The organism is Streptomyces sp. NPDC001868 (genome assembly GCF_040297125.1).
Taxonomy (GTDB): Bacteria; Actinomycetota; Actinomycetes; order Streptomycetales; family Streptomycetaceae; genus Streptomyces.
The window spans coordinates 1-26922 of record NZ_JBEOYO010000068.1 but is presented as its reverse complement, the minus strand read 5'-3'; the positions used below and the strand labels follow the sequence as shown (position 1 = coordinate 26922).

Annotated in this window: 17 protein-coding genes and 4 pseudogenes; 12 read left to right on the top strand and 9 right to left on the bottom strand. The window is 68.3% G+C overall.

Annotation, left to right across the window (positions count from 1 at the left end; genetic code table 11):
* The first annotated feature begins 85 nt into the window (after positions 1 to 85).
* Complete coding sequence (locus tag ABT147_RS41820; protein WP_351416556.1) at positions 86 to 889, top strand: nuclease-related domain-containing protein; 804 nt, start codon at positions 86 to 88, stop codon at positions 887 to 889.
* A gap of 4 nt (positions 890 to 893) precedes the next feature.
* On the opposite strand, the gene ligD is transcribed toward ABT147_RS41820, so the two are convergent.
* The 3 genes and pseudogenes from ligD to ABT147_RS41805 all read right to left on the bottom strand — a co-directional run bounded on the left by ligD (position 894) and on the right by ABT147_RS41805 (position 4891).
* Positions 894 to 1775, bottom strand: a complete 882-nt coding sequence (ligD, locus tag ABT147_RS41815) for a non-homologous end-joining DNA ligase (protein ID WP_351416554.1) — start codon at positions 1773 to 1775, stop codon at positions 894 to 896.
* Positions 1776 to 1985: 210 nt separating this feature from the next.
* Entirely contained in the window at positions 1986 to 4385 is a 2400-nt protein-coding gene (locus tag ABT147_RS41810) for an ATP-binding cassette domain-containing protein (RefSeq protein ID WP_351416552.1), read from the bottom strand.
* Positions 4386 to 4617: 232 nt separating this feature from the next.
* Positions 4618 to 4891: pseudogene (locus ABT147_RS41805) on the bottom strand (VOC family protein).
* 271 nt (positions 4892 to 5162) lie between these two features.
* Between ABT147_RS41805 and ku the strand changes: the two are divergent.
* Positions 5163 to 6287, top strand: coding sequence for a non-homologous end joining protein Ku (gene ku, locus ABT147_RS41800; protein ID WP_502983254.1), 1125 nt, complete (start codon positions 5163 to 5165; stop codon positions 6285 to 6287).
* Between the two features lie 346 nt (positions 6288 to 6633).
* On the opposite strand, the gene ABT147_RS41795 is transcribed toward ku, so the two are convergent.
* From ABT147_RS41795 to ABT147_RS41770, 6 genes and pseudogenes are all read right to left on the bottom strand, one after another.
* Positions 6634 to 7902 carry a beta-ketoacyl-[acyl-carrier-protein] synthase family protein gene (locus tag ABT147_RS41795; RefSeq protein WP_351416548.1) on the bottom strand — a complete coding sequence of 423 codons (1269 nt, stop codon included), beginning with the start codon at positions 7900 to 7902 and terminating at the stop codon, positions 6634 to 6636.
* A gap of 146 nt (positions 7903 to 8048) precedes the next feature.
* Complete coding sequence (locus tag ABT147_RS41790; RefSeq protein WP_351416546.1) at positions 8049 to 9059, bottom strand: lysylphosphatidylglycerol synthase transmembrane domain-containing protein; 1011 nt, start codon at positions 9057 to 9059, stop codon at positions 8049 to 8051.
* Between the two features lie 656 nt (positions 9060 to 9715).
* A pseudogene (locus tag ABT147_RS41785) lies at positions 9716 to 9932 on the bottom strand (VOC family protein); the annotation flags it as partial.
* A 98-nt stretch (positions 9933 to 10030) separates the two neighbouring features.
* Positions 10031 to 10920 (bottom strand): annotated as a pseudogene (locus ABT147_RS41780) (IS5 family transposase).
* Positions 10921 to 10934: 14 nt separating this feature from the next.
* Positions 10935 to 11786: a methyltransferase domain-containing protein gene (locus ABT147_RS41775; protein ID WP_351416543.1), complete on the bottom strand. Its 852-nt coding sequence runs from the start codon at positions 11784 to 11786 to the stop codon at positions 10935 to 10937.
* Positions 11787 to 12051: 265 nt separating this feature from the next.
* Positions 12052 to 12375 (bottom strand): annotated as a pseudogene (locus ABT147_RS41770) (VOC family protein); the annotation flags it as partial.
* Between the two features lie 202 nt (positions 12376 to 12577).
* On the opposite strand from ABT147_RS41770, the gene ABT147_RS41765 reads away from it, so the two are divergent.
* The 10 genes from ABT147_RS41765 (at position 12578) to ABT147_RS41720 (ending at position 26799) form a co-directional block, all read left to right on the top strand.
* A complete protein-coding gene (locus ABT147_RS41765; protein ID WP_351416541.1) occupies positions 12578 to 13216 on the top strand; it encodes a TetR/AcrR family transcriptional regulator in 639 nt (212 codons plus the stop codon).
* A 64-nt stretch (positions 13217 to 13280) separates the two neighbouring features.
* Positions 13281 to 13661 carry a 2-keto-4-pentenoate hydratase gene (locus tag ABT147_RS41760; protein ID WP_351416539.1) on the top strand — a complete coding sequence of 127 codons (381 nt, stop codon included), beginning with the start codon at positions 13281 to 13283 and terminating at the stop codon, positions 13659 to 13661.
* 635 nt (positions 13662 to 14296) lie between these two features.
* The gene (locus tag ABT147_RS41755) at positions 14297 to 14674 is read left to right on the top strand and encodes a (2Fe-2S) ferredoxin domain-containing protein (RefSeq protein WP_351416537.1); all 378 of its coding nucleotides are present in this window, start codon (positions 14297 to 14299) and stop codon (positions 14672 to 14674) included.
* 163 nt (positions 14675 to 14837) lie between these two features.
* The gene (locus tag ABT147_RS41750) at positions 14838 to 15002 is read left to right on the top strand and encodes a hypothetical protein (protein ID WP_351416535.1); all 165 of its coding nucleotides are present in this window, start codon (positions 14838 to 14840) and stop codon (positions 15000 to 15002) included.
* Between the two features lie 638 nt (positions 15003 to 15640).
* Positions 15641 to 16576: a hypothetical protein gene (locus tag ABT147_RS41745; protein WP_351416533.1), complete on the top strand. Its 936-nt coding sequence runs from the start codon at positions 15641 to 15643 to the stop codon at positions 16574 to 16576.
* Positions 16573 to 18090, top strand: a complete 1518-nt coding sequence (locus tag ABT147_RS41740) for a DISARM anti-phage system protein DrmE domain-containing protein (RefSeq protein ID WP_351416531.1) — start codon at positions 16573 to 16575, stop codon at positions 18088 to 18090. Before ABT147_RS41745 ends, ABT147_RS41740 begins: the two co-directional genes overlap by 4 nt.
* The gene (locus ABT147_RS41735) at positions 18078 to 19781 is read left to right on the top strand and encodes a nuclease-related domain-containing DEAD/DEAH box helicase (protein ID WP_351416529.1); all 1704 of its coding nucleotides are present in this window, start codon (positions 18078 to 18080) and stop codon (positions 19779 to 19781) included. Before ABT147_RS41740 ends, ABT147_RS41735 begins: the two co-directional genes overlap by 13 nt.
* Complete coding sequence (locus ABT147_RS41730) at positions 19778 to 23224, top strand: helicase-related protein (protein ID WP_351416528.1); 3447 nt, start codon at positions 19778 to 19780, stop codon at positions 23222 to 23224. The genes ABT147_RS41735 and ABT147_RS41730 overlap by 4 nt, the downstream gene beginning before the upstream one ends.
* Positions 23221 to 25155, top strand: coding sequence for a DrmB family protein (drmB, locus tag ABT147_RS41725; RefSeq protein WP_351416526.1), 1935 nt, complete (start codon positions 23221 to 23223; stop codon positions 25153 to 25155). The genes ABT147_RS41730 and drmB overlap by 4 nt, the downstream gene beginning before the upstream one ends.
* Before the next feature lie 642 nt (positions 25156 to 25797).
* On the top strand, positions 25798 to 26799 hold the full coding sequence (locus ABT147_RS41720) for a DUF6236 family protein (protein ID WP_351416524.1): 1002 nt from the start codon (positions 25798 to 25800) through the stop codon (positions 26797 to 26799).
* The last annotated feature ends 123 nt before the right edge of the window (positions 26800 to 26922 follow it).

The following is a 26922-nucleotide window of genomic DNA, read 5'->3' as shown; positions in this document are numbered from 1 at the left end:
TGACGACGGATCGTCCCCCCAAAGGTAGCCGGGTTCTTGCCGATGGAGCACCCCGCCTGTTCCCATGGTCGTGGGGTGATGGTGCATGAGCGGACTGCGCGTCATACCGACCTGGCGGCACGGACAGGAGCGCCTGTACGTGTGCCGGACCGACGGGAAGAACATCGCCTGGTACGACCGTGAGGCGGGCCGGGTGAACCTGCTCAGCGAGCAGCACAGGGAGGATGTGCTGGCCGTTCTCCGCCCCTTCGTCACCGGCCCGGTCGCCGTGGGCCCGCCGCCCGTGCCGACCCCCGCCGAACTGGCCCGGCTGAGCCTCCACCCGGACGACGACCTGGCCCCCAACCGCCCCGGCGAGGCCCTGCTGATCGCCCTCGACCGCGCCCCCGGCCCGCAGCGCCGGCTCCGCCCCGACCCGCGCCGCCGTGCGCTGGCCGCCGAGGAGAGGGTCGGCGACGCGCTGGACCTGCTGGAGGGCGCCGGCTGGCACACCCTGCACTCCGTGCCGCTGCCCGGCGGGCACCGCATCCACCATCTGGTCATCGGCCCGGGGGGCCTGTACTGCGTCCGGTCCCTGCCCGCCCGCAGGCAGCGCGTCGTCGTCACCGACCCCATGGTCGCCGTCGGCCGCCACGAGCCCCGCGCACTGCTGCTCGGGCTCCGCGCCGACGCCGACCGCGCCTCCTACGCCCTCACCGCCGAGGTCCGCCCCGTCCTCGCCGTCGTCGAACCGTCGGGCCTCGCCCTCACCACGCCCCCGCGCGAGGTCCGCGTCCTGCGCGACACGGACCTCGCGGAACTCGCCCGCGCGGGCGGGGTGCTGAAACCGGCGGACGTCGAGGCCCTGCACGCGACGGCCCGGGACCGGCGGACATGGACCCGGGTGTAGCCCGTCACGGCAGCGGGTGCGCGGCCTCCGGGTCCAGGAGCGGCGCCAGCAGGTCGCCGTGTTCCTGGAGGCGGGCCGCGATGTCCTGGGCCCGGAACACCAGACGGCCGGGGGAGGCGCACTCCTCGACCTCGGCCCAGGTCACCGGGGCGGAGACGGTCGGCTCGGGGCGGGCGCGCAGGGTGTAGGGCGTGGCCGTGGTCTTGCGGGCGGCGTTCTGGCTCCAGTCGACGAAGACCTTGCCGGGGCGCAGACTGCGGGTCATCCGGTGGACGACCTGGCGGGGCAGCGCCTCCTCCGCCTCCACGGCCAGCTCCTTGGCGTACTCCGACACCCGCTCCGAGGACGCCCCGCGCACCGCCGCCAGCAGATGCAGCCCCTTCGACCCGGACGTCTTCGCGTACGCCTCGATCCCGTCCGCCGCGAGCCGCTCCCGCAGCCAGCGGGCGACCTCGCAGCACTCGACGACCGTCGCGGGCGCCCCCGGGTCCAGATCGAGGACCAGCCGGTCGGCCTCGTCGGAGGATGCGACGGTCCACTGCGGTGTGTGGAACTCGGCGACCAGGTTCGCCGCCCACATCAGGCTCGCCAGATCCTGGACCAGCACCATCCGGGCCGGGCCCTCCATCCGCCGCACCTCGGCGGTGGTGACCCAGTCGGGCGTGCCCGGCGGCACGTTCTTGGTGAAGAACACCTGGCCGCCCGGCCCGTCCGGGTAGCGCAGGAACGAGACCGGGCGGTCGCGCAGATGCGGCAGCAGGGCGTCCGAGGTCGTGGCGTAGTAGTGCAGCAGCTCACCCTTGGTGAAGCCCGTCGCCGGGTGGAGGACCTTCTCCAGATTGGAGAGGGCGACCCTGCGGCCCTCCACCTCGGTGATCGGTGTCATGGGAGCCAGAATCCCACGATTCGGTGTGAACGCGGGCGAAGTGGGCGATGGGCGGGTGCCTGCGGATGCGGTGGGGCGCCCGTGGATTCGGTGGGGCGCCCGCGGATACGGTGGGGCGCCCGCACCCGGGTCGGGCGCCCGCGCGTACGGTCGGGCGCCCCGTACGCGCTCAGGCCTCCCGGACGTGGCCGGGCGCCCCCGCGTACACCCTCAGGCGCCCACGTACGCGGCCAAGTGCTCACCCGTGACGGTCGAGCGGGCCGCGACGAGGTCCGCCGGGGTGCCCTCGAAGACGATCCGGCCGCCGTCGTGGCCGGCGCCGGGGCCGAGGTCGACGATCCAGTCGGCGTGCGCCATGACCGCCTGGTGGTGCTCGATGACGATCACCGACTTGCCCGCGTCGACGAGCCGGTCGAGCAGCCCGAGCAACTGCTCCACGTCCGCGAGGTGGAGGCCGGTGGTCGGCTCGTCGAGGACGTAGACCCCGCCCTTCTCGCCCATGTGGGTGGCCAGCTTGAGCCGCTGCCGCTCGCCGCCGGAGAGCGTGGTGAGCGGCTGGCCGAGGGTGAGATAGCCGAGCCCGACGTCCGCCATCCGCTCCAGGATCTTGTGGGCGGCCGGGGTGCGTGCCTCGCCGTCGCCGAAGAACTCCTCGGCCTCCGCCACCGACATCGCGAGCACCTCGCTGATGTCGCGCCCGCCGAAGCGGTACTCCAGCACCGACGCCTCGAACCGCTTCCCCTCGCACTCCTCGCACGTCGTGGCCACGCTCTGCATGATCGCCAGGTCGGTGTAGATGACGCCGGCGCCGTTGCAGGTCGGGCAGGCGCCCTCGGAGTTGGCGCTGAAGAGCGCCGGCTTCACGCCGTTGGCCTTGGCGAAGGCCTTGCGGATCGGATCGGCCAGGCCGGTGTACGTCGCCGGGTTGCTGCGCCGGGAGCCGCGGATCGCGGTCTGGTCGATCGACACCACGCCCTCATCGGTGGGGATCGACCCGTGCACCAGCGAACTCTTGCCGGAGCCCGCGACGCCGGTGATGACGGTGAGCACACCGAGCGGGATGTCCACGTCGACGTCCTGGAGGTTGTTCGCCGACGCGCCCCGGATCTCCAGCATGCCGGTGGGCTCGCGGACCGTCTCCTTCAGCGCGGCCCGGTCGCCGAGATGGCGCCCGGTGACGGTGTCGCTCGCCCGCAGCCCCTCCAGGGTGCCCTCGAAGCAGACGGTGCCGCCCGCCGTACCGGCGCCGGGACCGAGGTCCACGACATGGTCGGCGATGGCGATCGTCTCCGGCTTGTGCTCCACGACGAGCACCGTGTTGCCCTTGTCGCGCAGCCGCAGCAGCAGGTTGTTCATCCGCTGGATGTCGTGCGGGTGCAGCCCGATGGTCGGCTCGTCGAAGACGTACGTGACATCGGTGAGCGAGGAACCGAGATGGCGGATCATCTTCGTCCGCTGTGCCTCACCGCCGGAGAGCGTGCCCGAGGCCCGGTCCAGCGAGAGATAGCCGAGGCCGATCTCCACGAACGAGTCCAGGGTGTAGTGCAGCTTGGCGAGCAGCGGCGCCACCGACGGCTCGTCGATGCCGCGGGCCCACTCGGCCAGGTCGCGGATCTCCATCGCACAGGCCTCGGCGATGTTGATCTTGCCGATCCGTGAGGAGCGGGCCAGCTCGCTGAGCCGGGTGCCGTCGCAGTCGGGACACCGGGTGAAGGTGACCGCCCTGTCCACGAAGGCCCGGATGTGCGGCTGCATCGACTCGCGGTCCTTGGCGAGGAAGGTCTTCTGCAACTTGGGGATCAGACCCTCGTACGTCAGATTGACGCCGTTGATCTTCACCTTGGTCGGCTCGCGGTACAGGAAGTCGTGCCGCTCCTTCTTGGTGTACCTGCGAATCGGCTTCTCCTTGTCGAAGAAGCCGGACTCGGCGATGACCCGTACGACCCATCCGTCCCCGGTGTAGGTGGGGATGGTGAACGGGTCCTCGGAGAGCGACTTGGAGTCGTCGAACAGCTGGGCGAGGTCGATGTCGGAGACCGTGCCCCGGCCCTCGCAGTGCGTGCACATACCGCCGGTGCGGCTGAAGGTGACCTTCTCGGTCTTGGTCTTGTCGGCCCCCCGGTCGACCGTGAGCCCGCCGCTCGCCGAGACCGAGGCGACGTTGAACGAGAACGCGCCGGGCGGGCCGACGTGCGGCGTGCCGAGCCGGCTGAAGAGGATGCGCAGCATCGCGTTGGCGTCGGTGGCCGTGCCGACCGTGGAACGCGGGTCGGACCCCATCCGCTGCTGATCGACGGTGATCGCGGTGGTCAGCCCGTCGAGCACGTCGACCTCGGGCCGCGCGAGGTTGGGCATGAAGCCCTGGAGGAAGGCGCTGTACGTCTCGTTGATCAGCCGCTGCGACTCCGCGGCGATCGTGTCGAACACCAGCGAGCTCTTGCCCGAGCCGGAGACCCCCGTGAACACCGTCAGCCGGCGCTTCGGGATCTCGATGCTGACGTCCTTGAGATTGTTCTCGCGCGCCCCGTGCACACGGATCAGATCATGGCTGTCGGCGGCGTGCGGCCCGGGAGACCGCACCTGCGTCCGCGCCCTCGTGGCCTTGGTCATCGTTCCTCCATCTGTCGTGCGGAGCCGCTCCCGCGGTCCCCGCCGGCGTCGCCCGACCGGATCCGATCCGCTGGGAAGAGTACGTGCGGTGCTGCGTCCTTCGTGGGTCTACGGCGAAGGACGCACGATGCCCGGGCGAAGGCCGAGCGTTGCCCCGCCCGGCGGAACCCACCCCTCCGGGTCCACCCCTCCGGGCCCACCTCTCCTGGCCGTCCCTCCGTGCCCCCGGACCTCAGACCTCGTGGACGCGGACGAGGTTGCCCGCGGGGTCGCGGACGGCGAAGTCACGGCAGCCGTACGGCTGCCGCGTCGGCTCCTGGACGATCTCGCCACCGGCGGCGGCCTCCAGCCGGGCGAAGGTGCCGTCGAGGTCGGCGGTGGCGAGGAGGATACGGGCGTAGGTGGCCTTGGCCATGATCTCGACGATCATGCTCGAAGCCGAGGATGTCGCGGTAGAAGGCGAGGGAGGCGTCCGGGTCGTCGTGTGGGAGGAAGCTCGCGTCGATGGTGAGGGTTGAGGGCCATGCCCTTCACGCTAGGCGCGCTCCACCCGCCCGCGCTTCTCGAATCCTGACCGGTCCGTGACGGGGCCGAGCCGAGAGGGGCGTACGGGGCACGCGGGTCGTACGGGCCTAGCGGGTCGTCCGAGGCGATCGGGTCGTACGGGGCGATCGGGTCGTACGGGGCGATCGGTGGCCGACCGACAGGCAGGGGCTGTCGGTCGGAGTTACGGTGTGGACAAACCGGAAGCAGGGACCCGAAAGGTGCGTGCTGCCCGTGCGATCGATCTGGAACGGCGCCATCTCCTTCGGCCTGGTCAGCATCCCCATCAAGCTGGTGAACGCGACCGAGAGCCACTCCGTCTCCTTCCGCCAGGTCCACCTGGAGGACGGCGGCCGCATCCGCTACCGCAAGGTCTGTGAGCTGGAGGACCGCGAGGTGGCGCAGGGGGAGATCGGCAAGGCGTACGAGGACGCGGACGGGACGATGATCCCGATCACGGACGAGGATCTCGCGTCGCTGCCCATCCCGACGGCCAAGACGATCGAGATCGAGGGCTTCGTCCCGGCGGAGAGCGTCGACCCGCTCCAGGTGGACGCCGCGTACTACCTCGCGGCGAACGGCGTCCCCGCGGCCAAGCCGTACACCCTCCTGCGCGAGGCGCTCAAGCGCAGCGAGAAGGTCGCGATCTGCAAGTTCGCGCTGCGCGGGCGGGAGCGGCTGGGCATGCTCCGGGTCGTGGACGACGTCCTCGCCATGCACGGGCTGCTGTGGCCGGACGAGATCCGTACGACGGAGGGGGTCGCCCCCGACGCGAGCGTCACCGTCCGCGACAAGGAACTCGACCTCGCGGACGCCCTCATGGACACCCTCGGGGAGGTCGACCTCGACTCCCTCCACGACGACTACCGCGAGGCCGTCGAGGAACTCATCGCCGCGAAGGCCTCCGGCGAGGAACCGCCCACCGCCCCCGCCCCGGCCCCCGGCGGCAAGGTCCTCGACCTCATGGCCGCGCTGGAGAAAAGCGTCCGCGAAGCCAGGGAGTCCCGCGGCGAGGACGTAGCCGACATCACCCCCCTCCCGTCCCGCCCGACCCCCAAACAACCCCCGGGCAAGAAATCCACCACCCCCGCCAAGAAAACGGCCGCCGCCCCGAAGAAGTCCACCTCCACCTCCACCCAGCCGACGAAGAAGACAGCCACGAAGAAACCACCGCCCAAGAAAACGACACCGACAAGCTCCACAGGAACGAAAGCCACGGGGACGAGAGCCACGGGGGCCAAGGCCACGGAAAGCAAAGCCACGGGAGCCAAGGCCACGGCGACGAAGAGCACCGCGACGAAGAGCACCGCGAAGAAGACCCCGACAAAGAAAACAACCGCCCGCAAACGCTCAGCCTGACCACCGAACAATCGACGAGCCACGTCCACGGCAGCCGCCATTGCCGATGGCGCAGCCGGCACCGACGAGTCCCCTAGGTCTGGCGCCAAGAGGGCTGGCACCGAGCGGGCTCGCGGCCCCCTAGGGCTCGCGCGAGCCCGCTTGCCGTCGGCCCCTTCCTTCGCCTTCCACACCCCGGTCACCCTCTGTCCCTGGTCAACCCCCTCTCCCCGGTCACCCTCTCTCCGCCGCAGCGGTGCTCAGCCACGACGTCCGTGACCGGCGGTGGCGAACCGCCCGGGAGCGGTGGCACCGCCGCTCGTGCGCGCCCGGGAGCGGTGGCACCGCCGCCCGTGCGCGTCCGGGGCTACGCCGCGCGGCGGAGGGCCAGGACCGCGTTGTGGCCGCCGAAGCCGAAGGAGTTGGTGAGGGCGAGGTCGCCGTCGGGTGGGAGGGGGCGGGGGGTGGTGGTGACGAGGTCGAGGGTGATGGCGTGGTCCTGGTCGGCGCAGCCGATGGTCGGGGGGATGAGACCGTGGTGCAGGGTCAGCGCCGTGACGAGGGCCTCCACCGCACCGGCGGCCCCCTGAAGGTGCCCGAGGTTCCCCTTGAGCGCCGTCACCGGCACCCGCCGCCCTGCCAGCACCGCCGCCAGCGCGTTCGCCTCCGCGAGGTCCCCGTCGACCGTGGCGGTGGCGTGCGCGTTGACATGGACCACATCGGAAGGCGCCGCCCCCGCGTCCGCGAGCGCCCGCCGCAGCGCGAGCGCCACCCCCGAGCCCGACGGATCCGGCGCCGCCATGTGATGCGCGTCGGCGGACAGCCCCCAGCCCGCCGCCTCGCAGTAGATCCGGGCACCCCGCGCCCGCGCCCGCTCCTCGGCCTCCAGCAGCACGAACCCCGCCCCCTCCCCGTTCACGAACCCGTCCCGGTCCTTGGCGAAGGGACGCGACGGGCTCTGACCGCCGCCGTCCAGCCCGTGCCGCGACAACGCCCGCATCGCCGCGAAGGACGCCATGATCGCCGGCGTCACCACCGCCTCGGCCCCGCCCGCGAGCGCCACGTCCACCCGCCCGTACCGGATCCGGTCGACCGCCTGCCCGATCGCCTCCGTTCCGGAGGCACACGCGCTGGTGACGGTCCGCGCCTCCCCGGTGATACCGAGGTCGAGGGAGATCTGCGACGCCGCCTGCGAGGGCACGCACATCGGCGTGGTGAGCGGCGAGACCCCGCGCGGCCCCCGGTCCCGTAACTGCCGGTCGCCCGCCACCAGCACCGACGCGTCACCGAGGATCGCCCCGGCGGACACCCCGACCCGCTCGGGATCGAGCCCGCTCGCGGCCGTACCGAGGAGATCGAGACCCCCGTCCCGCCACGCCTCCCGCGCCGCCAGTACGGCGAACCGCGCGGCCCGGTTCATCCGCCGCGCCCGGGGCCGGGGGAGCAGGCCGGCGGGGTCCACCGGCACCGTCCCCGCGACCCGCACGGGTAACTCCGCGAACTCCTCCCCCTCCAGCTCCCGTATCCCGCAACGCCCTGCCAGCAACCCCTGCCACAGCTCGCCCACACCCACCCCGAGCGGTGTGACCGCCCCGAGCCCCGTGACGACCACGCGCCGACCCACCGAGTACGACATGCACCATCCCCAGCCCCGTCCGACTCCTCATGTCCCAGGAATGGTTCCCGCTTCAACTGCCCACTGCACCCCGCGAGGGCATGCCGAACAGCGGGGCACCGGGGCTCCCCGGGGCCCCGGTGTTCCCGTACGGACGTCGGCCCCGCTCAGAGCACCTTCGCGCGCACCAGCGCCGAGAGGACGAACGTGCCCGGGAGGAGGGGAAGCCAGACGGTGAGGACGCGGTAGCCGATGACGGTGGTGGTGGCGAGGGTCGCCGGCGCGCCGAAGGCGACGAGGGTGAAGACGAGCGCCGCGTCCATGGGACCGAGGCCGCCCGGCGCGGGTACGGCACCGGCCGCCGTACTGGCGACGAGGTACACGAAGAGCATCTGTGTCCAGGACACCGGCAGCCCGAGCGAGGAGCCGACCGAGGCGAGCACGGCCCCCTGGCACAGGGGGAAGGCGGCGGCCCCGCCCCACAGGGAGACCGCCCGGACGGGACGGCTGTGCACGAGCCGGGTGTCGCTGAGGGCGGTGCGCAGCCCTCCGATGAGGGGCCGCCGCAACGGCCGTACGGTCGTGATCAGGGTGACCAGGGCGGCCAGGCTGACGCCGGTGATCGCGCCGGCCAGGGCGAGGGTCTCCCCCTTGGGGAGGAGTTCGGTCAGGCGGAGCGTGCCCGGGAAGGCGATGACGAAGACGACGATCACCAGCGTCTTGGCCACCGGTTTGACCGCCGAGTACAGGGCGAGCGAGGAGGTGGCCCGGGCGAGGGGGATGTCACGGCGGCGCAGGAAGCGCAGGACGACGGCATGGGCGCCGATGTTGCCCGGCAGCGCGTGCCCCGCCGCGCCGGCGGCGAACTGCACCGCCAGCAACTGCCCCGGCGGAAGCCGCTCCGGCACCGCCCCCTGCCGTATGCACGCGGAGGCCACCGAGCACAGGGCCGTGAACACGGCCCCGGCCAGCAGCCACCACGGGTCGGCCGACGCCAGCCGCACCGCCCCGCCGTGGACCGTCCGCCAGTCGACCGCCGCCCAGACCGCGAGCAGCAGCAACGGCAGCAGCGTGAGAGCGAGCCGCAGCCGCCGGCCGTTGACGGCCGACCGGGCGGGCAGCAGCGCCCGCACCCGGGCGGGCAGCAACGCCACCAGCCGGGCCGGACGGAGGGCCACGGCCTGACCGGGGACAGGGTCACAGGGGGAAGCGGGAGAAGCGGGGGAGGTGGGAGAAGCGGGGGAGGTGGGGGAGTCAGGGGAGGTGGGGGACGTCGGGCCGGCGGCTGCCGTGAGATCACAGGGCGCGTCGGAGGGTGCGTCGGAGGGCGCCGTGGGGTCGGTGCCCGCGGTCGCGGTCGCGGCCGTGGCCACCGTCGTGGCAACCGTCGTGGCCGTGGTCCGGCTCGGGACGTGGGTGAGGTCCGGGGGCCGGGCCGGGCTGGGTATCAGCGTGAGGGGTTCGGGGGTCGGGGACGGGGTGGGCCGCGAGGGGGGCGGCGCGTCGAGCGGGAGCGGGAACAAAGGGCACGTCGTCCTTCCGCGTCGCGTCGGCACGGCGGGGGACCGCACCGACGGAGGCAGGGCAAGTCAAGAACGAAGGGAACCCCAGGACCGTTCCCACCCCAAATGACTCCCCGGTATGCACCACCCGAACTCCTGCCACCGCCAGAGCGACGACACCGCTCCCCAACAGCGACTCCACCGCCGACACCCACCCGAACCCACCACCCCGCCTGAGACACAAGTCACTCCCGGCCACCCCGCACCCGCCCTCCCGAGAGCCCACGCCCGCCGACCACACCCGCCGCCACGGCAGCACGCCGACGGCGCCCTCAGCCGTTCGGGATCCCCGCCCCGCTCAGGGCCGGCACCGTGTCCTCGGACCGGGCCGGCGACCGCGCGCCCAGCCGGAACCGGTCGAGCTCGTCGATGATCGTCTGCCCGACGGGCCTGTGGCTGGCCCCAGACACTGATGCCCTGATGGCTGCTGGGCTCCCAGGTGGTCTCGTCGACGACGATCGGGTTCCAGCCGACCTCCCACTCGAACCCCCTCCCACTCGAACCCACCTCCCACTCGAAGCCGATCGTCTCGTCGATGCACTCCGTCAGCCGGGCGTCGAAGACCGTGTCGAACTAGGACGTGTCTCTCAACTTCGTAGCCAGGTGATGACGGCCGCCAGTACGGCTGCAGAGCGATAGACGATCACGAGTTTGTCGTAACGGGTGGCCAGACCTCGCCACTGCTTGAGCAGGTTGAAAGATCGTTCCACGACGTTCCTGCGCTTGTAGGTCTCGGTGTCCAGAGCGCGGGGGCGCCCGCCGCTGCGGCCCTTTCTTTTGCGGTTGGCCTGCTGATCGGCGTGTTCGGGGATCACGGTGCGGATGCCACGGGCTGCGAGGTCCGCGCGGACCTGCTTCGAGGAGTACGCCTTGTCTGCGAGCAGAGCGTCCGGTGTCGTCCGCGGCCTGCCGCGGCCGAGTCGCGGAACCCGGATGTCGTCCAGCAGGAGGGGCAGGACCTGAGCGTCGTGGACCTGGTGACTATGACGGCCAGCAGGCGGCCATTGCCATCCACGGCGTGATGGATTTTGGTCGTCAGGCCCCCGCGGGACCGGCTTTGCGTGGCCTGCTGGCTCACTCCTGGTGTCAGGAACTTCGCTCTTGTTGTGGCGGGTGGCGGCGCCGGTGTCCTTCTGCGGCCGGGCTGTGTTCGTGGCGTGCTGGTGGACCCGGTTGATCGTCGAGTCGACCGAGACCGTCCAGTCGATTCTGTGGATCGAGTCCGCCTAGGCGGTCAGCTGCGCCAGAACCGTGTCCCAGGTGCCGTCCGCTGCCCACCTGCGATGACGCTTCCATACTGTCTGCCAAGGAAGAACGCTTCGCAGGGCAGATCTCTCCAGGGGATTCCGGTGCGGTACCGGTAGATGCTTCCTTCGACGATGCGCCGGTGATCGGCGAACGGACGCCCTGCCTTCCCCGTGTTGCGGGGAAGGCAGGGCACCAGGCGAGCCCATTGCTCGTCAGTCAGCAGGCGCATACGCCCGCTCGTGGTCACCGAGGCTGGTAGGCGGTGGCCAGCACGGAGACGGTGACCTGATCGGGCAGGAAGCCGTCATCGGTCAGGTCTGCACGGCTCACATGGCGGGCGCTCGGCGTCATCGCCACCAGGTCCAGGGCATCTTGCCTGGACAGAGTCGCGGAGTATTCCACCTCTTCAGTGACGGCGGCCTCGAAGAAGGGGTCCAGCGCCCGGTGCAGGCGCTGTTCCTTGGCCGGGTCGATCGTGACCATCGCGGGCAACCGTCCGCGCAGCTCGGCCAGGTGCCGCCCGGTGGGACGGACCACGATCAACCGGCCGGTCGGGCGCAGCACGCGATGGAACTCGGCCGGGTTGCGCGGGGCGAACACGTCCAGCACGACATCGGCCACCCCGTCGGCCAGCGGGAAGGGACGGAAAACGTCCCAGGCCACCGCAGCGCCTCGGTCGTGGGCACGGGCTGCCGAGCGCAGCGCGCGCACCGATGTGTCCAGACCCAGACCACGGGCGCCGGGCAGCCGGTCAAGTACACCGGCCAGGTAGTAGCCCGTGCCGCATCCCACGTCCACAACCGTGGCCTGCTCGGGCGCAGTATCGATCGCCAGGCGGGCCCCGATTTTGCGGATGGGCGCGTAGGTGCCGGTGGACAGGAACCGGCTCCGGGCCTGGGCCATGGCTGTGTCATCCCCGCTCGTGGCGCGGGTGCCCGTTAGCAGGCCGGCGTAGCCGTGACGGGCGATGTCGAAGGTGTGACCTACCGGGCAGCGCAGTGCGCCGCGGGCGGGGAGCAGATGGCGCATGCGGCACGTCGGGCAGCACAGCAGGTCGAGGGACAGCTCGAGGGCAGGGGGAAGCGACACGGGCACGAGGCACTCCTGGCAAGGGCGAAGGAATAGAGACCGTGCCTGCACGCGCGCTCGAGCGTCACTGCCTCAAGAAGGAACGGGGGCAGCGTCGGAAACATGGTTCACGCAGCAGGCACACCAAGGAGAGCGACGCCGTCCGGCATCGCCCTCAGCGCCTTCCGGTCACAGGAAGCAGCAGTGCGGGGTGCTCATGAATGCCACGTCATGAGTCTACGAGCATCGGCGAAGCCCCTCACGCCCCAACGGAGTTGGGAGACACGACCTAGCCCCGCAGCCGCGTCGGCCTCGCGGACGTGATCGCCACATGCCCCATCCCGGACTCACCCGTGACGAACCGGGAGGCGAGCATCCGCAACGGCTCGGCCGCGATGACCGGCGTCGTGCGGATCTCCTGGGTGATCCCCTTGGGCCCGGGGAACCGCAGCAGCCGCTCGACAACACGCAGGACCGCCCCATCGACGGTCCCCACCCGCACGGGTACGCCGTGGGCGCGCACCCGCGCCTCGATCCGCTCGAACGTCGCGTGGCCGTCGATGTGCCACCCGGTGGCGAGGACGTCCTCGTCTCGGCGTCCCGCTCCGCCACGACGACTCGGAGCCCCATGGCCCCCAGCAGGTTCGCGGCGGTGACGCCTGTGGCCCGTAGCCGATGACGGCCACGTCATACGAATCGCCGGCTCCACCCGCGATGCTGAACGCACTCACGGAGCCACCTCACTGTCATGCATCGGCACTCACTCCTGAGGTGTAGAAGAGGGCCAAGGGGTGAGCACGACAGGAAGGGCACATCCGATGACCAGGCCGCAGACGACGCGCAAGAAGCGCGCCAACGGGGTGGAGTCGCGTCAGCGCATCCTCGACGCCGCCGTGGAGATCGCGGGCGGGCGCGGATACGAGGGCACGTCCATCGCGGCGGTCAGTGCCAAGTGCGGGCTGCCGGCCAGCTCGATCTACTGGCACTTCAAGGACAAGGACGACCTGATCGCCGCGGTGATCGAGCGCAGCTTCGAGAGCTGGCTCACGGCCGTCGAACTGCCGGGCGAGGAGGCGGGCACCCCGCTGGAGCGCGCCACCCTCATGGCGGTCGGCGTGGCCAGGTCACTCGTCGACGCACCCGACTTCCTCCGCCTCGGCCTGATGCTCGCCCTGGAACGTCGCCCCACCGAACCCCAGGGCCGCACGGTCTTCCTCCAGGTCCGCGACATCGCGAGCCGAAAGATCACTGCCGTCGTCACCGACCTCTTCCCGGCCCTGGACGACGCGTCCGTGCGCCTCCTCACCACCTACGCGGTGGCGGGCGCCGACGGCCTGTTCGTCCAACGCGAGATCCACGGCGACGACGTGAACCTGGTCGAGTTGTTCGAACTCCACGCCCGCCTGGTCCACGACGCGGCGGTCCGCCTGACGGCCGGGACGGAAGGGAGCCGCTGACGCCGCCCTGACCACCGCCGAACTGGACGAGGCCGCGACGCTGCTCCACGAGGCCGAAGAGCAAGTGGCCCCCATATCCCCTCTGTCGACATCCCCTCTGTCGACCCTGTTCCCAGGTCTGACCGTCGCGGACGCGTACACGCCTGCTATCCAGCGACGGAACGTCACCCGCTGCCCGGCCGCCGGCGCCACGCTGATCGGCCACAAGGTCGGGCTGACGGCGGCCGCGACGCGAGAGCTGCTGGGGGTGTCCGAACCGGACTTCGGCCACCTCCTCGACGACACGCTCCACGAGAACGGCGCCACCCTCTCGGCGGCCCGCTACTACGCGCCCCGCGTCGAACCGGAGATCCTGTTCCGCCTGGCCCGCCCGCTGCGCGGCCCCGGCGTCACGATCTCCGACGTCCTCGCCGCCACCGAGGCGGTGGCCCGGCCCTGGAGATAGTCGACAGCCGCATCCACGACTGAAACACCACCCTCCCCGACACGGTCGCCGACAACGCCAGCTCCGTCACCCTCCTCCACGGCCCCTGGACCCCCCTCCCCGACGCCCCCGACCTGCCCACGATCACGACCGACCTCCTGATCGACGACACACCCGTGGCACACGGCACCGGCACGGAAGTCCTGGGCCACCCGGCAGCCGCCATCGCCTGGCCGGCCAACACCCTCGCCCCGGTCCCCACCCTCCTCCACCCGGCGACCTGATCCTCCCGGGCACGATGACAACGGCCCCGTTCATACGGGCGGACCAAAGGATGGAGGCCCACTTCACCGGCTTGGGCACGGCGACACCGAACTTCACCTGCCCCCAGCACGAGACACCGAGCGCACAACCCGGGCTCCACGCCCCGTTTCTCAGGGGCGCGGGGAACTGCGCGACAAGCCACAACGGACGCGCAGCCGAAGATCTATGCGGGGTTGGGCCCGGGGCCAGTCCGGGGTCGAAGGGGCGGAGCCCCTGGTGACGGGATGGGTAGGGGCGGCGGGGGCGAGTAAACTCCCCCCACAAAACCCCAGTTCACCCACCACACGAGGCCGCCGCCCAATGCCCCCCACCCTCACCCCCTCCACCCCCAGGTGACCCCCGAACACACAAACACGGGCCCCACCCCCACCCCGTGCCGAGTAACGATCTGCCGAGACTGCTGCTGCGGCACCCCCAAACTCCCCGGCGTGGACCACGAGGCCCAGACCACCCGCCTCCAAGCCCTGGTCCCCACCCGCATCTCCAGCTGCCTGGACACCTGCGACCAGGCCAACGTGATCGTGGTCCAACCCTCCTCAACAGGCCGAGCCGCCGGCGCCCGCCCCGTCTGGCTGGGCCTGGTCAACGACCCCGAAGCCACCGAGGACATAGCCACCTGGGTAAGGTCCGGCGGCCCAGGCATCACCCCCATGCCCCCCATCCTCGACCTCTACATCTTCACCCCACCCCGCCGCCGCCCTTCCCCATAACGGCACCTCACACAGGGTGTCCCCGGCAGGCTCCGAACGTGCGGAGAGGGCGGTCCGGAAGATGTCCCACCACGCGGCCGCGGATCTGGCGACCGTCGATCGAATCCTGCAACTCCCCGCCCATAGTGGCCGTAAGCAGCGATGCCTCACAACGGCCAATAAAATGAACACCTCCAAAGCGGCCACCGGAGCTAATCCATCGGAGGAGCGTCACGGCGTCCGCGTCGGTCTGGGGCTACGCGTCCGCCAGTTGAATCGGCTTGTCGCCATCCTCGACACGGCGGAGCAACTCCTCGTCGTCTGCTTGGACGAGGGTTCCGAGCTGTGAAAGGCCACCCCACGGCGGCATGGAGCACTGCGTCCATCCCGTGCAGCGCCTTCTGCGCCGGCGTACCAGACGGCCAGTCGGGATCAGCGACGACATCGCGGGCGAGGCCGCCGCTGCCGCTCTCACGATCGCTCTCTTCGGTCTGGGGATGTCCACATCTTTCAGCACGGCCCCCGACGACAATTGGGGGGGCGTGAGCAGCGCGTGGGTGCGTCGCGGTGAATCGCAGATGATGCGTGAACAGGGAGACAACGAGAAAGAGCGGGAGCCAGTGAAACTGACTCCCGCTCTCTCATATCGGCATCCGCACAGGTCAGAACATGATTCTTGCTGTCTGACCGGCGAGTGCCCCCGGCAGGATTCGAACCTGCGCACACGGCTCCGGAGGCCGCTTGGGGCCTGGGCAACACAGCAGGTCACGGATCTGCACGTGGCAGATGAGGCGAGGCGAGTCCACGGATAGTCCACGGCCCCACAGCGTCCACTGGCGCCGGCGATTCCCTGTCGGCCAGGGAGGCGACCATGCGCCACCGCCGGTATAAGATTTTCGATCTCTGAGTCATATGTCAGTACCCGGCTCTAGCATCCGGTCTAAGCCTAGTAAGAGTCGTATGCCCAGCCGGAGGGAGCCAGCCACAGTGACGGAGGGACGCTCGCCAGTCAGACTTGGTCTGGCGGATGCTCCCGAACGAGCGATCGAGTGGGCCCCGTGGATCGGATCGTTCATCGTGCTTGGCTCAAGGCTCCGCCGCTTCATACCGAAGCTCGATGGACGGCAGTTGGTGCTCGCCGTCTCGGTTCCGCAGCGCGACTATGCGGCCGCGCTCATCGCCAGTGGCTGGATGCTGTCCAGCCCGGCGCCCGAGCTAGCGGATCCGATTGAGGTCTTCCAGGCGGCAACCCAGACGACGTACCTCCGGGCGGTGACGAGCAACCGCATTTACACCGGCGCGTTCGCGGGGCTTCAAGTCGGCCCCGAGGAGCTGCGGGTCATCGTCGCCGACAAGTTGCTGCCTGTCGCGCGATACGAGGCGGTAGCCGAGCTCGATGCAGCGGTGGAATCGGCGCACTCCGTGCTGCCCGCACCGGGTTTCCTGGCGCAGTTCGTTGGCGCGTCAGAGTCGTGGGCGGAGCGGATGGCTGATCCGCCGTCGGACCTCGTCCTTGTCGGCACCGCCAAATGGCTCCTGGAGGACCTGGCAGCGTGCATCGGTAACGCTGAGGATCCGAAGGATGTGCCGTGCCCGCTCTCGAACTACGTGCTGCCCGAGGTGAAGGGAGCGGCGACGTGGTCAACTCAGGTGGTGTCGGCTCCCAAATTGGCGGATGATCCGCACCTTGTCGAGCGGTACCAAGCCGCCATCCTCGATGGTTACGGTGCGATCAAGTACCTCAACGACATCCTTGCGCCGATCGTGGTCTGTGTGATTGACCGGTCGGTTGCGGATGAGTCCGCTGCGGAGACGATAATGGAAGCCCGGAGTTCCAACAGCCGCCCAGTTGGTCTGAAGGGTGAGCTGCACTGGCAACCGCCCGGGGGTGTAGAGGCGCTTGCGTTCACGGTGGCCCTATGAACCGGGTGCACGACGTCATCAGGCGGTATAAGGCGTCCGTCGAAGTAGTACGTCATGGCGTTGAGATCTTTGTCGTCGGTGATCCGGCGGGTGCCCGGCTCAATGCAGCGGTTCGCAGCCTCGCTTACACCGTCAGCGAGAACAGCAGCGACGTTAGGGGCGACCTGCTACGTGCGGCGAACGCCCTGCGCTGGCGCCGTATGATGCAGCCGCAGCCCGACGGGTTCCATCTGGCCGTTACCGAGGCCGCCAGCGCGGTCGTCCGCGAGGCACGCATGCTTCGCGGCGCAGTGGCAGACGAGGTGCTCCTAGACGAGATCGCCGCGGCCGCCCAGGGTGTGTGTCAGACCGATTCGCCGGTTAGCGGCGAGCTCTGGCGCTCGATCGAAGAGGCAGACCCGTCGATCTGTGCCGTCGTGGCCAGCAGTAATAGGGCCCGGGCAGGATTGCAAGAGTGGCTTACCTCGCTTTCCGTTCCCGTGCTGCTACCCGGCGAGCTCAGTGACGTAAGTGAGCGCGTTGAGCAGCTGTACGTCGTTGGGCCGCCGTCTTTCTTCCCGCCGTCGCTGGTGACGGCGCCGGCGGCGAACGAGCTGACCTTCCTCATGCCGGCATGGTTTCGCCATCGAGCGATCCCGGTCTCGCGGTTTGCCGACCAGGCTGACGGTGCGATAAAAGCCAGGGTTAGGGAGTGGACTGTCGGCGATCTCAGCGAGCCGGAGGCGCCTATCTCCGACGATGAGCCGATGGAGGACGTCTACTATCCGCAGCCGATATGGCGCGGGCGTATTTCTGGTGATAGCGAGCCGGGACCGGACGAAGCCGAGGCGTGGAAGGTCCTCCTCGCAGGTAATCTCGCTATCTGGCTGGATGATGGCGACCGGATCCGGGCGCTTGACCCGCGTCAGCCTGAGGGCGAACGGGTGACATACGCCGCGGTCAAGGACGTCGTGCCGGGAACATACCTGGTGCTGCGCGATGGGGAGACGGAACGCGGCGCCATGTACGAGGCCGCGCTGCATCTCATGGGGCCGCGCGCCGGGGCAATCGAGGCGACGCAGCGCGGATGGAAGACGGCGTTGGAGGAACGGCTCGCAAGCAGGGGCGTGAGAGCGAGCATCGCGGAGCTGCGAGCACGGGGTGTCAGGTCGGCAGCACGCGTTCGGGCGTGGACTGAGACAACGCTCATCAGCCCGAAAAATGAGCAGGATCTGGTTCTCTTGCTCGAGTGGTTGGGCCTGGCTGCGGAGCCCTCGCATCAGAATGCGATGGCGCTGCGCCGGGCGGTATATCAGGCGAGCGCTGATCTGCGCGAAGAACTGGAGAATGCGGTGAGTCGGGCTGACCTGGCGGCCCTTGAGCGTGACGGCCGCATGAGTCTGGATATCCAGCGCGAGGGCTTCCGAAGCATCGTGGTCGCAAAGGTGCAGGCGCGTTCCCCGTACACAGAGATCGTGCCGCGGCTGCGCACGAGGGTTCCCTTCTTCGATCGGAGCGGCGAATGGCTCGAATGATTCCTTCATATTTCCCGACGAGTGCGCCGCCGGGGGAGCAGGAGCTGTATAAGGCGCTCGCCGAGAGCGACGGCACTGACGGCTGGATCGTGCTGCACTCGCTTGCGATTGCCGATCATGTGAGGAAGCCCGAGGGGGAGGCCGACTTCATTGTCATCGTGCCAGAACACGGGATTCTGGTCATCGAAGTGAAGTCGCACCTGACGTTCGATTATCGGAACGGGGTGTGGAAACTTGGCAACGACGCTCCAACTGCGCGAAGTCCGTTCAAGCAGGCGAGTGACGCCATGCACAGCTTGCGTAAGTACCTGTTGAAGAAGAAGGTCAACCTCAGCTCGATCCCGGTGCTTAGCGCCGCGTGGTTCACCGCCGTGCGTGCGCGGAGGATGCTTCCCGAGTCGCCCGAGTGGCACGACTGGCAGGTGTTTGATTCCGAAGACCTCAAGAACGGCGTCGCGGCTGCGGTCATGCGCACGATCAAGAAGGGCACTGCGCACCTCGACAAGACCACGTATGTCGCGTATGGCGGGGTCGGCCCCGATAGAACGATGGCCCAACAGATCGCGTCCTTGTTGCGACCCCAGTTCGAGGTGGGGGTGGTCGCCGGCGATCTCAGACACGCCCGCCAGGACCAGCTCATCCACTTCGTCGAAGAGCAATACGATGCACTCGACTCTATGGCTGACAACCATGCGGTGCTCTTCACCGGGCCGGCCGGGTCTGGCAAGACTCTCCTGGCCATGGAAGCGGCACGGCGTGAGCTTGCACAGGGGCATCAGGGCCGCTTGCTCTGCTTCAACCATCTGCTCGGTAGGCGCCTAATGGCCGACATGCCCGAGGATCCAAACCTGAAGGTCGGTACCCTGCATCGCCAGCTGCTGGCGGTTGCCGGGGTGAAGCCGCCCGCTGATCCACCAGCCGAGTTCTGGACCGAGGAGCTGCCGGAACGAGCTATGGAGAGCATCGTTGCTATGGGCGACGGCGCGGCGGTGGACTTCCTTGTGATCGACGAGGTCCAGGACATCCTCAGCGAGCCGTATCTTGATGTTCTTGACCTGATGGTCAAAGGGGGACTCCGGTCAGGGCGTGTGCTGCTGTTCGGTGATTTTGAGCGGCAGGTGATCTACGACGACGGCGCGGGCCGGGAACTGCTTCGCACGAGGATGCCACGTTTGCCCAGCTGTCGGCTGACCATGAACTGCCGCAACCTGCCGCGCATCGGTCACAGCGTCAACATCTTCAGCGGCCTCGAGCCTGGCTACAGGAAGTTCCGCCGCAGCGATGACGGCATAAACCCCGGATGGATGAAATACGAGGCCGGGAGCGACCAGACGTCACTGCTGCTGGAGGCGATCCGGAGGCTCCGGGATGACCACTACAAGCTGGACGAGATTGTCGTTCTCAGCCCACTTGCGGAAGGGTCAGTCGCGGCGTCCACGACCGATCAGTGGCTCCGGCAGATTCTGCAACCGGCGACCGGCCAGGCGCGGAGAAAGGGTGAAGTGCAGTACGCCACGATTCAGGCGTACAAGGGCCTTGAGGCGCCGGCGGTCGTGGTCACAGATCTTGACCGAAAGCTCGTGCCCAACTTCGAGTCGCTCATGTACGTCGGGCTCACCAGGGCGACCGACCGGCTGTACGGAGTTATTGAGGCTGACACGCTACGCGCATGTATGGAGGGCAAGCGGTGACCGGTGAGGAAGCACGCGGCATCGTCGAGGCAGCGGTGCGCCGCGAGTTGTTCGGACCGGAACCGGGCGAGCAGCCCCTCGGCGCCCCGATTGACTGCTCGGGGCCAAAGTACAGGTTCACGACCAAGGAGGAGGGCAACGGGCAGTTCCATGACCGTGACACCCTTGAAGAGGTGCTGACGCGTTCCGACCCGCTGCGGCGGTACGGCGTGGGTGTCCTCTCCAGCGGCGGGAGCGCCGGGGGCACGGTCGTCGACGAGCACCCAGTCGTGATCGACGGCGCTCCCCAGAGTGAGGAAAACCCCGATCAGCCGCCGGTCGAAGTGAAGGGGCACGTCGCCCGGGATGAGGTTGACACGGACGACTTCGACCTCTCCGACGCCAACCGGCGGAAACCCTCGGCGATGGCGATCTCGTTCAAGGTCAGGGTGCCGTCGGACGGTTCGCTCGGCGTGCGCGTGACCGGCGCGTACTACGACCGGGTCGTCGTAACAATTCCCGGTGTCTCGGATCTCGACTGGTGGGTGCGCCGACCGTTCGAGCTCGACGCGACGGTGTCCGGCGCCACGCTCCTAAACGAGGTGCACAGGATCAAGGTCGTGCCGACGGCGCCGTCGGTGAGTGAGCCGAAGATTGCTCCCGCCAAGGTGCCGACGCTCAGTGTCTTTAGCCGGATGGTGCCGGGCGAGCCTGATGCGGACCTCCGACTCGTCACCCTTGCCGTGACCAACGAGGTGCCCGGTACGGGACCGAGCAGCGCCTTCTTCCAGATGGGGTTCAAGGCAACCGCGCAGGGAGGTCTCCGGATCGAGCCCTACCCGGCCGTCGAACAGCCAGATAGTGACGAGGAAGAGGAGTCGATCGCGCTGCTCTACCGCGAGCGTCTCACCTACGCGATCGGTCACGGCTGCGCCGCAGCTTGGGAGGAATCCGAGCCCGTGACCTGGGTCGAGGCGGACACCATGCCTGCGTACGAAGTCGCGAGTTTGACGCCTGACGTCTACGAGGTACATCAGGACGGAAGCCGGACCTCAGTCAGCGTCAGCATGGCCGAGCTTGCGGAGCAGACCCCTGAGGGTGATGCCCAGGTCGAGAAGGTGCTCAGGCTGTACCGCGAATGGATCGAACAGCGCGAGGCCTCGATCCACGATCTCGACAAGCGCTTCCACCCGGCCGCATTGCGGCACATGCGGCTTTGCCGCGAAGCGCTCAAGCGGATGGAGGAGGGTTGGCAGCTCGTGCTGCATGACCCTCTGGCGGCGCGCGCCTTCCAGCTCGCCAACTTCGCGATGCTCTATCAGCAGGTCCGCTCTCGCCTTGACACTCGCGAGGTCGTCAAAGACGCGCAGGATGTCTACCGTCCTGTCGGCGCACATCCGGACGCCGTGCCTGGACTCCGTGACGGTCGGTGGCGTGCTTTCCAGGTCGCGTTCGTACTGGCGAGCCTGCCAGAGCTCGTTGACCCGACGCACGCGAAGCGGTCCGTCGTCGACCTGATCTTCTTCCCGACCGGTGGCGGAAAGACTGAGGCCTACTTGGGTGCTTCGGCCATCTCGCTCATCGCCCGCCGTCTGCGCAACCCGGACGACGCCGGCACCGACACCCTGATGCGTTACACCCTGCGGCTCCTGACCGCCCAGCAGTTCCTTCGGGCGTCATCCCTGATCTGCGTGCTTGAGGACATGCGCTCCAAGAACGAGGAAGAGCTCGGCAAGAGTCCATTCGGTATCGGCGTCTGGCTTGGCGGCGACTCAACGCCGAACACGTGGAAGAGCGCCGATTCAAGCCTCAAAAAGCTGCGTTCGGATTCCACTGCGCCGAACCGGTTCCTGCTCCTCAAGTGCCCTTGGTGTGGCACAAAGATGGGACCAGTACGACGTGCCAAAAAGGGGCAGGACACGCCGGGGTACGTATGGTCAGGCAACCGCTTCGTGCTCAAGTGCATCGACGAGCTCTGCCGCTTCAGCGGGCGCAGAACGCTGCCGGTGCATGTCGTCGACGACGACATCTACGAGTCCAGGCCGTCGATCGTGATCGGCACCGTCGACAAGTTCGCGACCATGGCGTGGCGCCCCAAGGCGCGCTACTTGTTCGGGCTCGATGAGCATGGCAAGCGTCTGTACTCGCCACCGGGTCTCATCATCCAGGACGAGCTACACCTAATCTCCGGCCCGCTCGGGTCGATGGTCGGCCTTTACGAGCCGGTGATCGACGATCTGACTACCGATCGCCGTGGAGGGCAGCCGATTCCCGCGAAGATCATCGCGTCGACCGCGACCGTCCGGCGCTACGAGGACCAGATCAAGGGACTGTTCGGGCGCACTGAAGTGGCGCTGTTCCCGCCGCACGGGTTGACCGAGGGGCATTCGTTCTTCGCCGAGCCGGCAACGCTGAAGGATGGAACGCCCGCCCCCGGCCGGAAGTACTTGGGGGTCATGAGCTCCTCGCTCGGCTCGACGCAGACCGTGCAGGTCCGCGTCGCCGCCGCGACACTTCAGGCGGGACCGCAGATCCCGGACGAGGCCGACCGCGACAGCTATTGGACGAACCTCAACTTCCTGAACAGCCTGCGAGAGCTGGGCAACACGGTCTCGCTACTGCAGTCCGACGTGCCTGACTACCTCGTCGGATTGCAGCGCCGCGACGGCATCGCGCCGCGCTGGCCCCGCAACGCGATGGAGCTAACGTCGCGTCGGCGTAGCGACGAGATCCCCAAGGCGATCGAGCAGTTGCAGGAGAAGCTCCCCTCGCCGGACTGCATCGACATCTGCCTTGCGTCCAACATCATCGAGGTCGGTATCGATGTGTCCCGCCTCGGCCTCATGACGATCGTGGGCCAGCCGAAGACGACTGCCCAGTACATCCAAGTCAGCGGCCGTGTCGGCCGCGATCCGAGAGCGCCCGGCCTCGTCATCACGATCTACGGCGCCGCGAAGCCGCGCGACCGGAGCCACTACGAGCGGTTTCGGACGTACCACCAGCAGTTGTACGCCCAAGTCGAACCGACATCCGTTACGCCGTTTGCCGAGCCTGTGCTGAAGCGTGCACTCCACGCTGCGGCGATCTCCCGCATGCGGCAGCTGGATCCCGACCTCGAGCCGTATCCCTTCCCGAAGGCTGCATACGACGCGGCGATCGCGCTCTTGCGCCAGCGTGCCGAGCTTGCCGACCCCGAGGAGGTCCCCGTGTTTGACCACTGGGCCGCAGAGCGGGCCCGTCAGTGGGGCCTGGGTGAGCGGACAGCGTGGGCCGCGAGCACATACTTCGACGGCGACTCAAAGCAGGGCCTGATGCGCCCGGCCGGTGAACTCGCCGATCCCGACAATAAGACGATCACCTGGGACACACCCATGAGCATGCGCAGCGTCGACGCGGAGTGCCGACTGGAGATCACGCGGGCGTACATCATGGATGACCTGGCAGCGGAGGACAGTGAGGCATGAGTAGCGGAAGCATTCGGCGGGCGCAGCTTGTGGCGCCGTTCGGCGTGGGTGCGATGAGCGTGCTCGTCGACGGTACGTCGGTGATTACGGCCGGTCTAGATCACTGGTACCCGAAGGATGATCCTAACCTCGCGCTGGAGGATTTTGTCGTCCACGACTGGCGCCTTGAAGCTCGTCTCAAGGTGGCCGGGTTCCGACTACCTCCGGACTTCCGGTCGGCTGGGAGCGGCAAGGACCAGCGCAACGTCAAGCTGACAGTCCCCGTCCTGCGGTTCCCTCGCTGGTGCTTTTGCATGTACTGCAAGCGGCTCACGCTGACGACGCTGAGCTTCCAGGATGTCGTCCGCTGCGAGGACCGTGCCCACGAGGGGCGTCGTGGCAGCGGTCCGCGCATGGCACAAGTGCCGTTCGTGGCCATCTGCGAGAGCGGACACGTTGACGACTTCCCATTCGACAAGTGGGTGCACCGGTCCAAGAACCCGAATTGCGCGGGCGTGCTGCGGCTGTTCTCGACCGGCGGCGGCGGGCTTGAAGGACAGGTCGTCCGCTGTGGTTACGACGACAAGGGCAAGCGCGACGAGCGGCGGGGGTGTGGGGCGTCCCGCACTTTGCAGGGCATCACGATGGGCGGCCGTCGCGGTGACGACGGCCTGGAAAGCACCGTCCTCACCGAGGACCTGGCCGGACGCAGCGATCCCTATCGCTGCTCGGGGGCCCGTCCGTGGCTCCACGAGGCGGACGGTCCGTGCGACAAGCCCGTCCGTGGCGCCCTCCGAGCTGCCGGCAACGTCTACTTCCCGCAGGTCGAATCATCGATCTTCCTGCCACAGCAGGAGGGAGTCGTAACCGATGCCATGCGAGAGCTTCTGAAGCGGGCTGACGTCGGCGTGGTCATGGAGATCGTCCACTCGTTCGCGGGTGCTGACGCGACCCCTGCGATGCTCCGGAAGCAGTTGGCGCCCGAGCTCTTTGACTCGTACAGCGACGAGCAACTTCTCGCCATGTACCACGACCGACACGGCATTGGCGCCGATGGCGAGGGAGGGGGAGACGGCGCGGACGACCTGACTAGCGACGACATCTGGCGCTACCCCGAGTTCAAGAGGCTCCGCGAGACCCCCGATGACGACGCCCTGCGCGCGACCGACCCCGGCATCCACGCTGATCTGAGTTCTCACATCGGCCGAGTGAGAAGCGTGAGGGTCCTCCAGGAGACGCGTGCCCTGCGAGGCTTTACGCGGGGACGCGACGGTGAGCTAAAGCTGCCGGTAGGCAAGGCCATGCTCCGGCGCCGCGCATTGCCGCCGGACAGGGACTGGCTCCCCGCGTATGTGGTGAAGGGCGAGGGCATCTACCTCGAGCTCGACCCCGACCGGCTCGCGCGGTGGGAGGCTCGGGGCGAAGTCCAGGCGCGTGCAGCCATGATTGCGCAGCGCCATTCGCAAGTGATCACCGATCGGGGCGGACGACTCCGAGACCTTAGCCCAGGGTTCGTAATGCTGCACACGCTCGGACACCTGCTGATCAACGAGCTTGTATTCACCAGTGGCTATAGCTCAGCATCGTTGCGGGAGCGTCTCTACGTATCGCAACAGAGTGGGCGTGACATGGCTGGTCTGCTGATCTATACCGCAGCTGGCGACTCTGAGGGCACCATGGGAGGTCTAGTCCGGATGGCCCGGAAGGAGCACCTGCGGTCCGTCTTCGCGTCCGCCTTGAGTGATGCGTGCTGGTGCTCGACGGATCCGGTCTGTATGGACGCGGGGGAGAAGGGCCAAGGCCCAGACTCATGCAATTTGGCCGCCTGCCATGGCTGCGCACTGCTGCCTGAGACGAGCTGCGAGGAGTTCAACCGTTTCCTCGACCGCGGCTTGGTGATCGGTACGTTCGATCAACCTACCCTGGGGTATTTCTCGGACTTCGCGCTGTAGCTACGTCGCTCTTGTATAGAGCATCCGCGACAGACGTGTCTCGCGGTCGGTAGTCGGAGGGTGCCCAACCGCACACGGCAGTTGACTGACCGCTTCCCCTCAGAGAGGCCGACCGCTCGCGGTTCAACCAGGCTCCCGCGACCGGTCAGCATAGTCCCGCATGTCGCTGTTCCCTCTACGGATGAGGTGCTCTGTCACCTCAGTCGAGCCGGGCCCGCTCTGACTGCTGCCGACGACTGGTGCGGCGGCCGGACAGAGTCGCTGGTCTAGGCATCCGTCCGGCGTCGTTGATGTCAGTCATGGATGCCAGCCGTCCATCAGATCCGGGTAGGGGCAGAGTGAACCGCTCCGGGTCTGATGGAGGCTCCGGAAGGCGTCGTTGATGGGGGCGGACGTGTGCGGCCGGCTCTGTCAGAGGACCTGGAGACGGAGCCACCAGAAACAGGCCGAAGATACTCACTCCGTTGCTTAGGCGGTAGCGCGCAGCAGGTGATGGTGCAGGTCCCGGTGCTGCCGTCGCCTGCGCTGTTGCATGGGCCAGTTGCTGGAGGACAACCGCTCATTCCGTCCGGCGAGTCATGCCTCCTGGTGACCGTTCCGACTGTCCACTACGGTTGATCACCCAGTTGAAAGGGGGGCCCGATGCCTACGCTTCTTTACTACCCTCTTGTCAGACCACCTCAGGAGGTCCTGCACCAGGCGCTGTTGTACTGGGACGACATTGCGTCCCTGGTGCCGAAGGATCGAGAGGTATACGAGGATGCGATCTCGGAGGAGCTGAAGGATCTCAAGGAACGAGGGCTCTACCACCCAATCGCCCTCGGTACCCAGTTCCGCGAGCCGCTCGACGACCCGCCTCATCTTGAAGTCTTGACCCGAGAGCTTCGTGAGCTTGCCGCCAGGCCGCCTAGTCGTCAGGCACTCGTCATGGACGCCTTCCTCTTCCGCTCGAAGCTCGGTCACCTTTTGGAGGAAGAAGTCATCCGCCTAGGGCTGGGGCGAAGGCTTGACAGTTCGGATAGGCGGCGCGGTGCAGGTCTCGCAGTGTCTCGGGAGGTGCGCCTCTTGTTGCTCGGCACACTGGCCACGCAAGTGGCCCTCACGACTGACACTCGCGCTTACACGCCGTACACCGATCAGCGATCCGCTCACGAGACGTCGCTGCGGCCGATGGCTCCTGGCTTCGGTGTGGCAGCCTGGCGACTTGAGCTTAGCCGTCTGCTGCCCATGCCAGCACCGGGGACCCCGACATCTGAAGTCCTGGCCTTTCGTGAAAGGTATGCCGCCGAGCGGGAACGCTTGATGGGCGCCACTCAGACCATGCTCTGCGACTTGCGCCAGGAATGGGAGCACCCGGCCGACGTGCTGCAACGCATGCGCGTCGGGTTGAAACAGGCACGCGAGGACTACCAGGCCGCTGCCCGAGCCAGCCGCATGGCCTGGGTGCAGAGGTCTATCTCAGTGACGGTGGGAGTGGCTACAGCCGCTGCTGGCGCGTTGGTTGTTCCGGATCTTGCCTGGGTAGCTGGCATAGCGGGCGGCATAGGGTTCAATATCGCTACCCGTGAAGTCCGCCCGCTGTTCCACGCGAGGAGTGAGCACCCGTTCAGCTATCTGCACCAGGTTGATCGCGAGCTGGCGTAACCACGACTGCCATCGGCAGCGCGCGAGACTAAGCGCTGTCCCGTAAATGGCTTCGGGTATGCCTGCTGACCTGGCTGTTTGCTTTGTCATCCGGCGAGGGTGAGGTTGTGCAGGCGGGCGATG

What these genes read in the sequence shown, in the direction of transcription:
- ABT147_RS41820 (WP_351416556.1), top strand. Translation starts at nt 86, where the DNA reads ATGAGCGGACTGCGCGTCATACCGACCTGGCGGCACGGACAGGAGCGC.
- ligD (WP_351416554.1), bottom strand. Translation starts at nt 1,775, where the DNA reads ATGACACCGATCACCGAGGTGGAGGGCCGCAGGGTCGCCCTCTCCAAT.
- ABT147_RS41810 (WP_351416552.1), bottom strand. Translation starts at nt 4,385, where the DNA reads ATGACCAAGGCCACGAGGGCGCGGACGCAGGTGCGGTCTCCCGGGCCG.
- ABT147_RS41795 (WP_351416548.1), bottom strand. Translation starts at nt 7,902, where the DNA reads ATGTCGTACTCGGTGGGTCGGCGCGTGGTCGTCACGGGGCTCGGGGCG.
- ABT147_RS41765 (WP_351416541.1), top strand. Translation starts at nt 12,578, where the DNA reads ATGACCAGGCCGCAGACGACGCGCAAGAAGCGCGCCAACGGGGTGGAG.
- ABT147_RS41750 (WP_351416535.1), top strand. Translation starts at nt 14,838, where the DNA reads ATGAACACCTCCAAAGCGGCCACCGGAGCTAATCCATCGGAGGAGCGT.
- ABT147_RS41740 (WP_351416531.1), top strand. Translation starts at nt 16,573, where the DNA reads ATGAACCGGGTGCACGACGTCATCAGGCGGTATAAGGCGTCCGTCGAA.
- ABT147_RS41735 (WP_351416529.1), top strand. Translation starts at nt 18,078, where the DNA reads ATGGCTCGAATGATTCCTTCATATTTCCCGACGAGTGCGCCGCCGGGG.
- drmB (WP_351416526.1), top strand. Translation starts at nt 23,221, where the DNA reads ATGAGTAGCGGAAGCATTCGGCGGGCGCAGCTTGTGGCGCCGTTCGGC.
- ABT147_RS41720 (WP_351416524.1), top strand. Translation starts at nt 25,798, where the DNA reads ATGCCTACGCTTCTTTACTACCCTCTTGTCAGACCACCTCAGGAGGTC.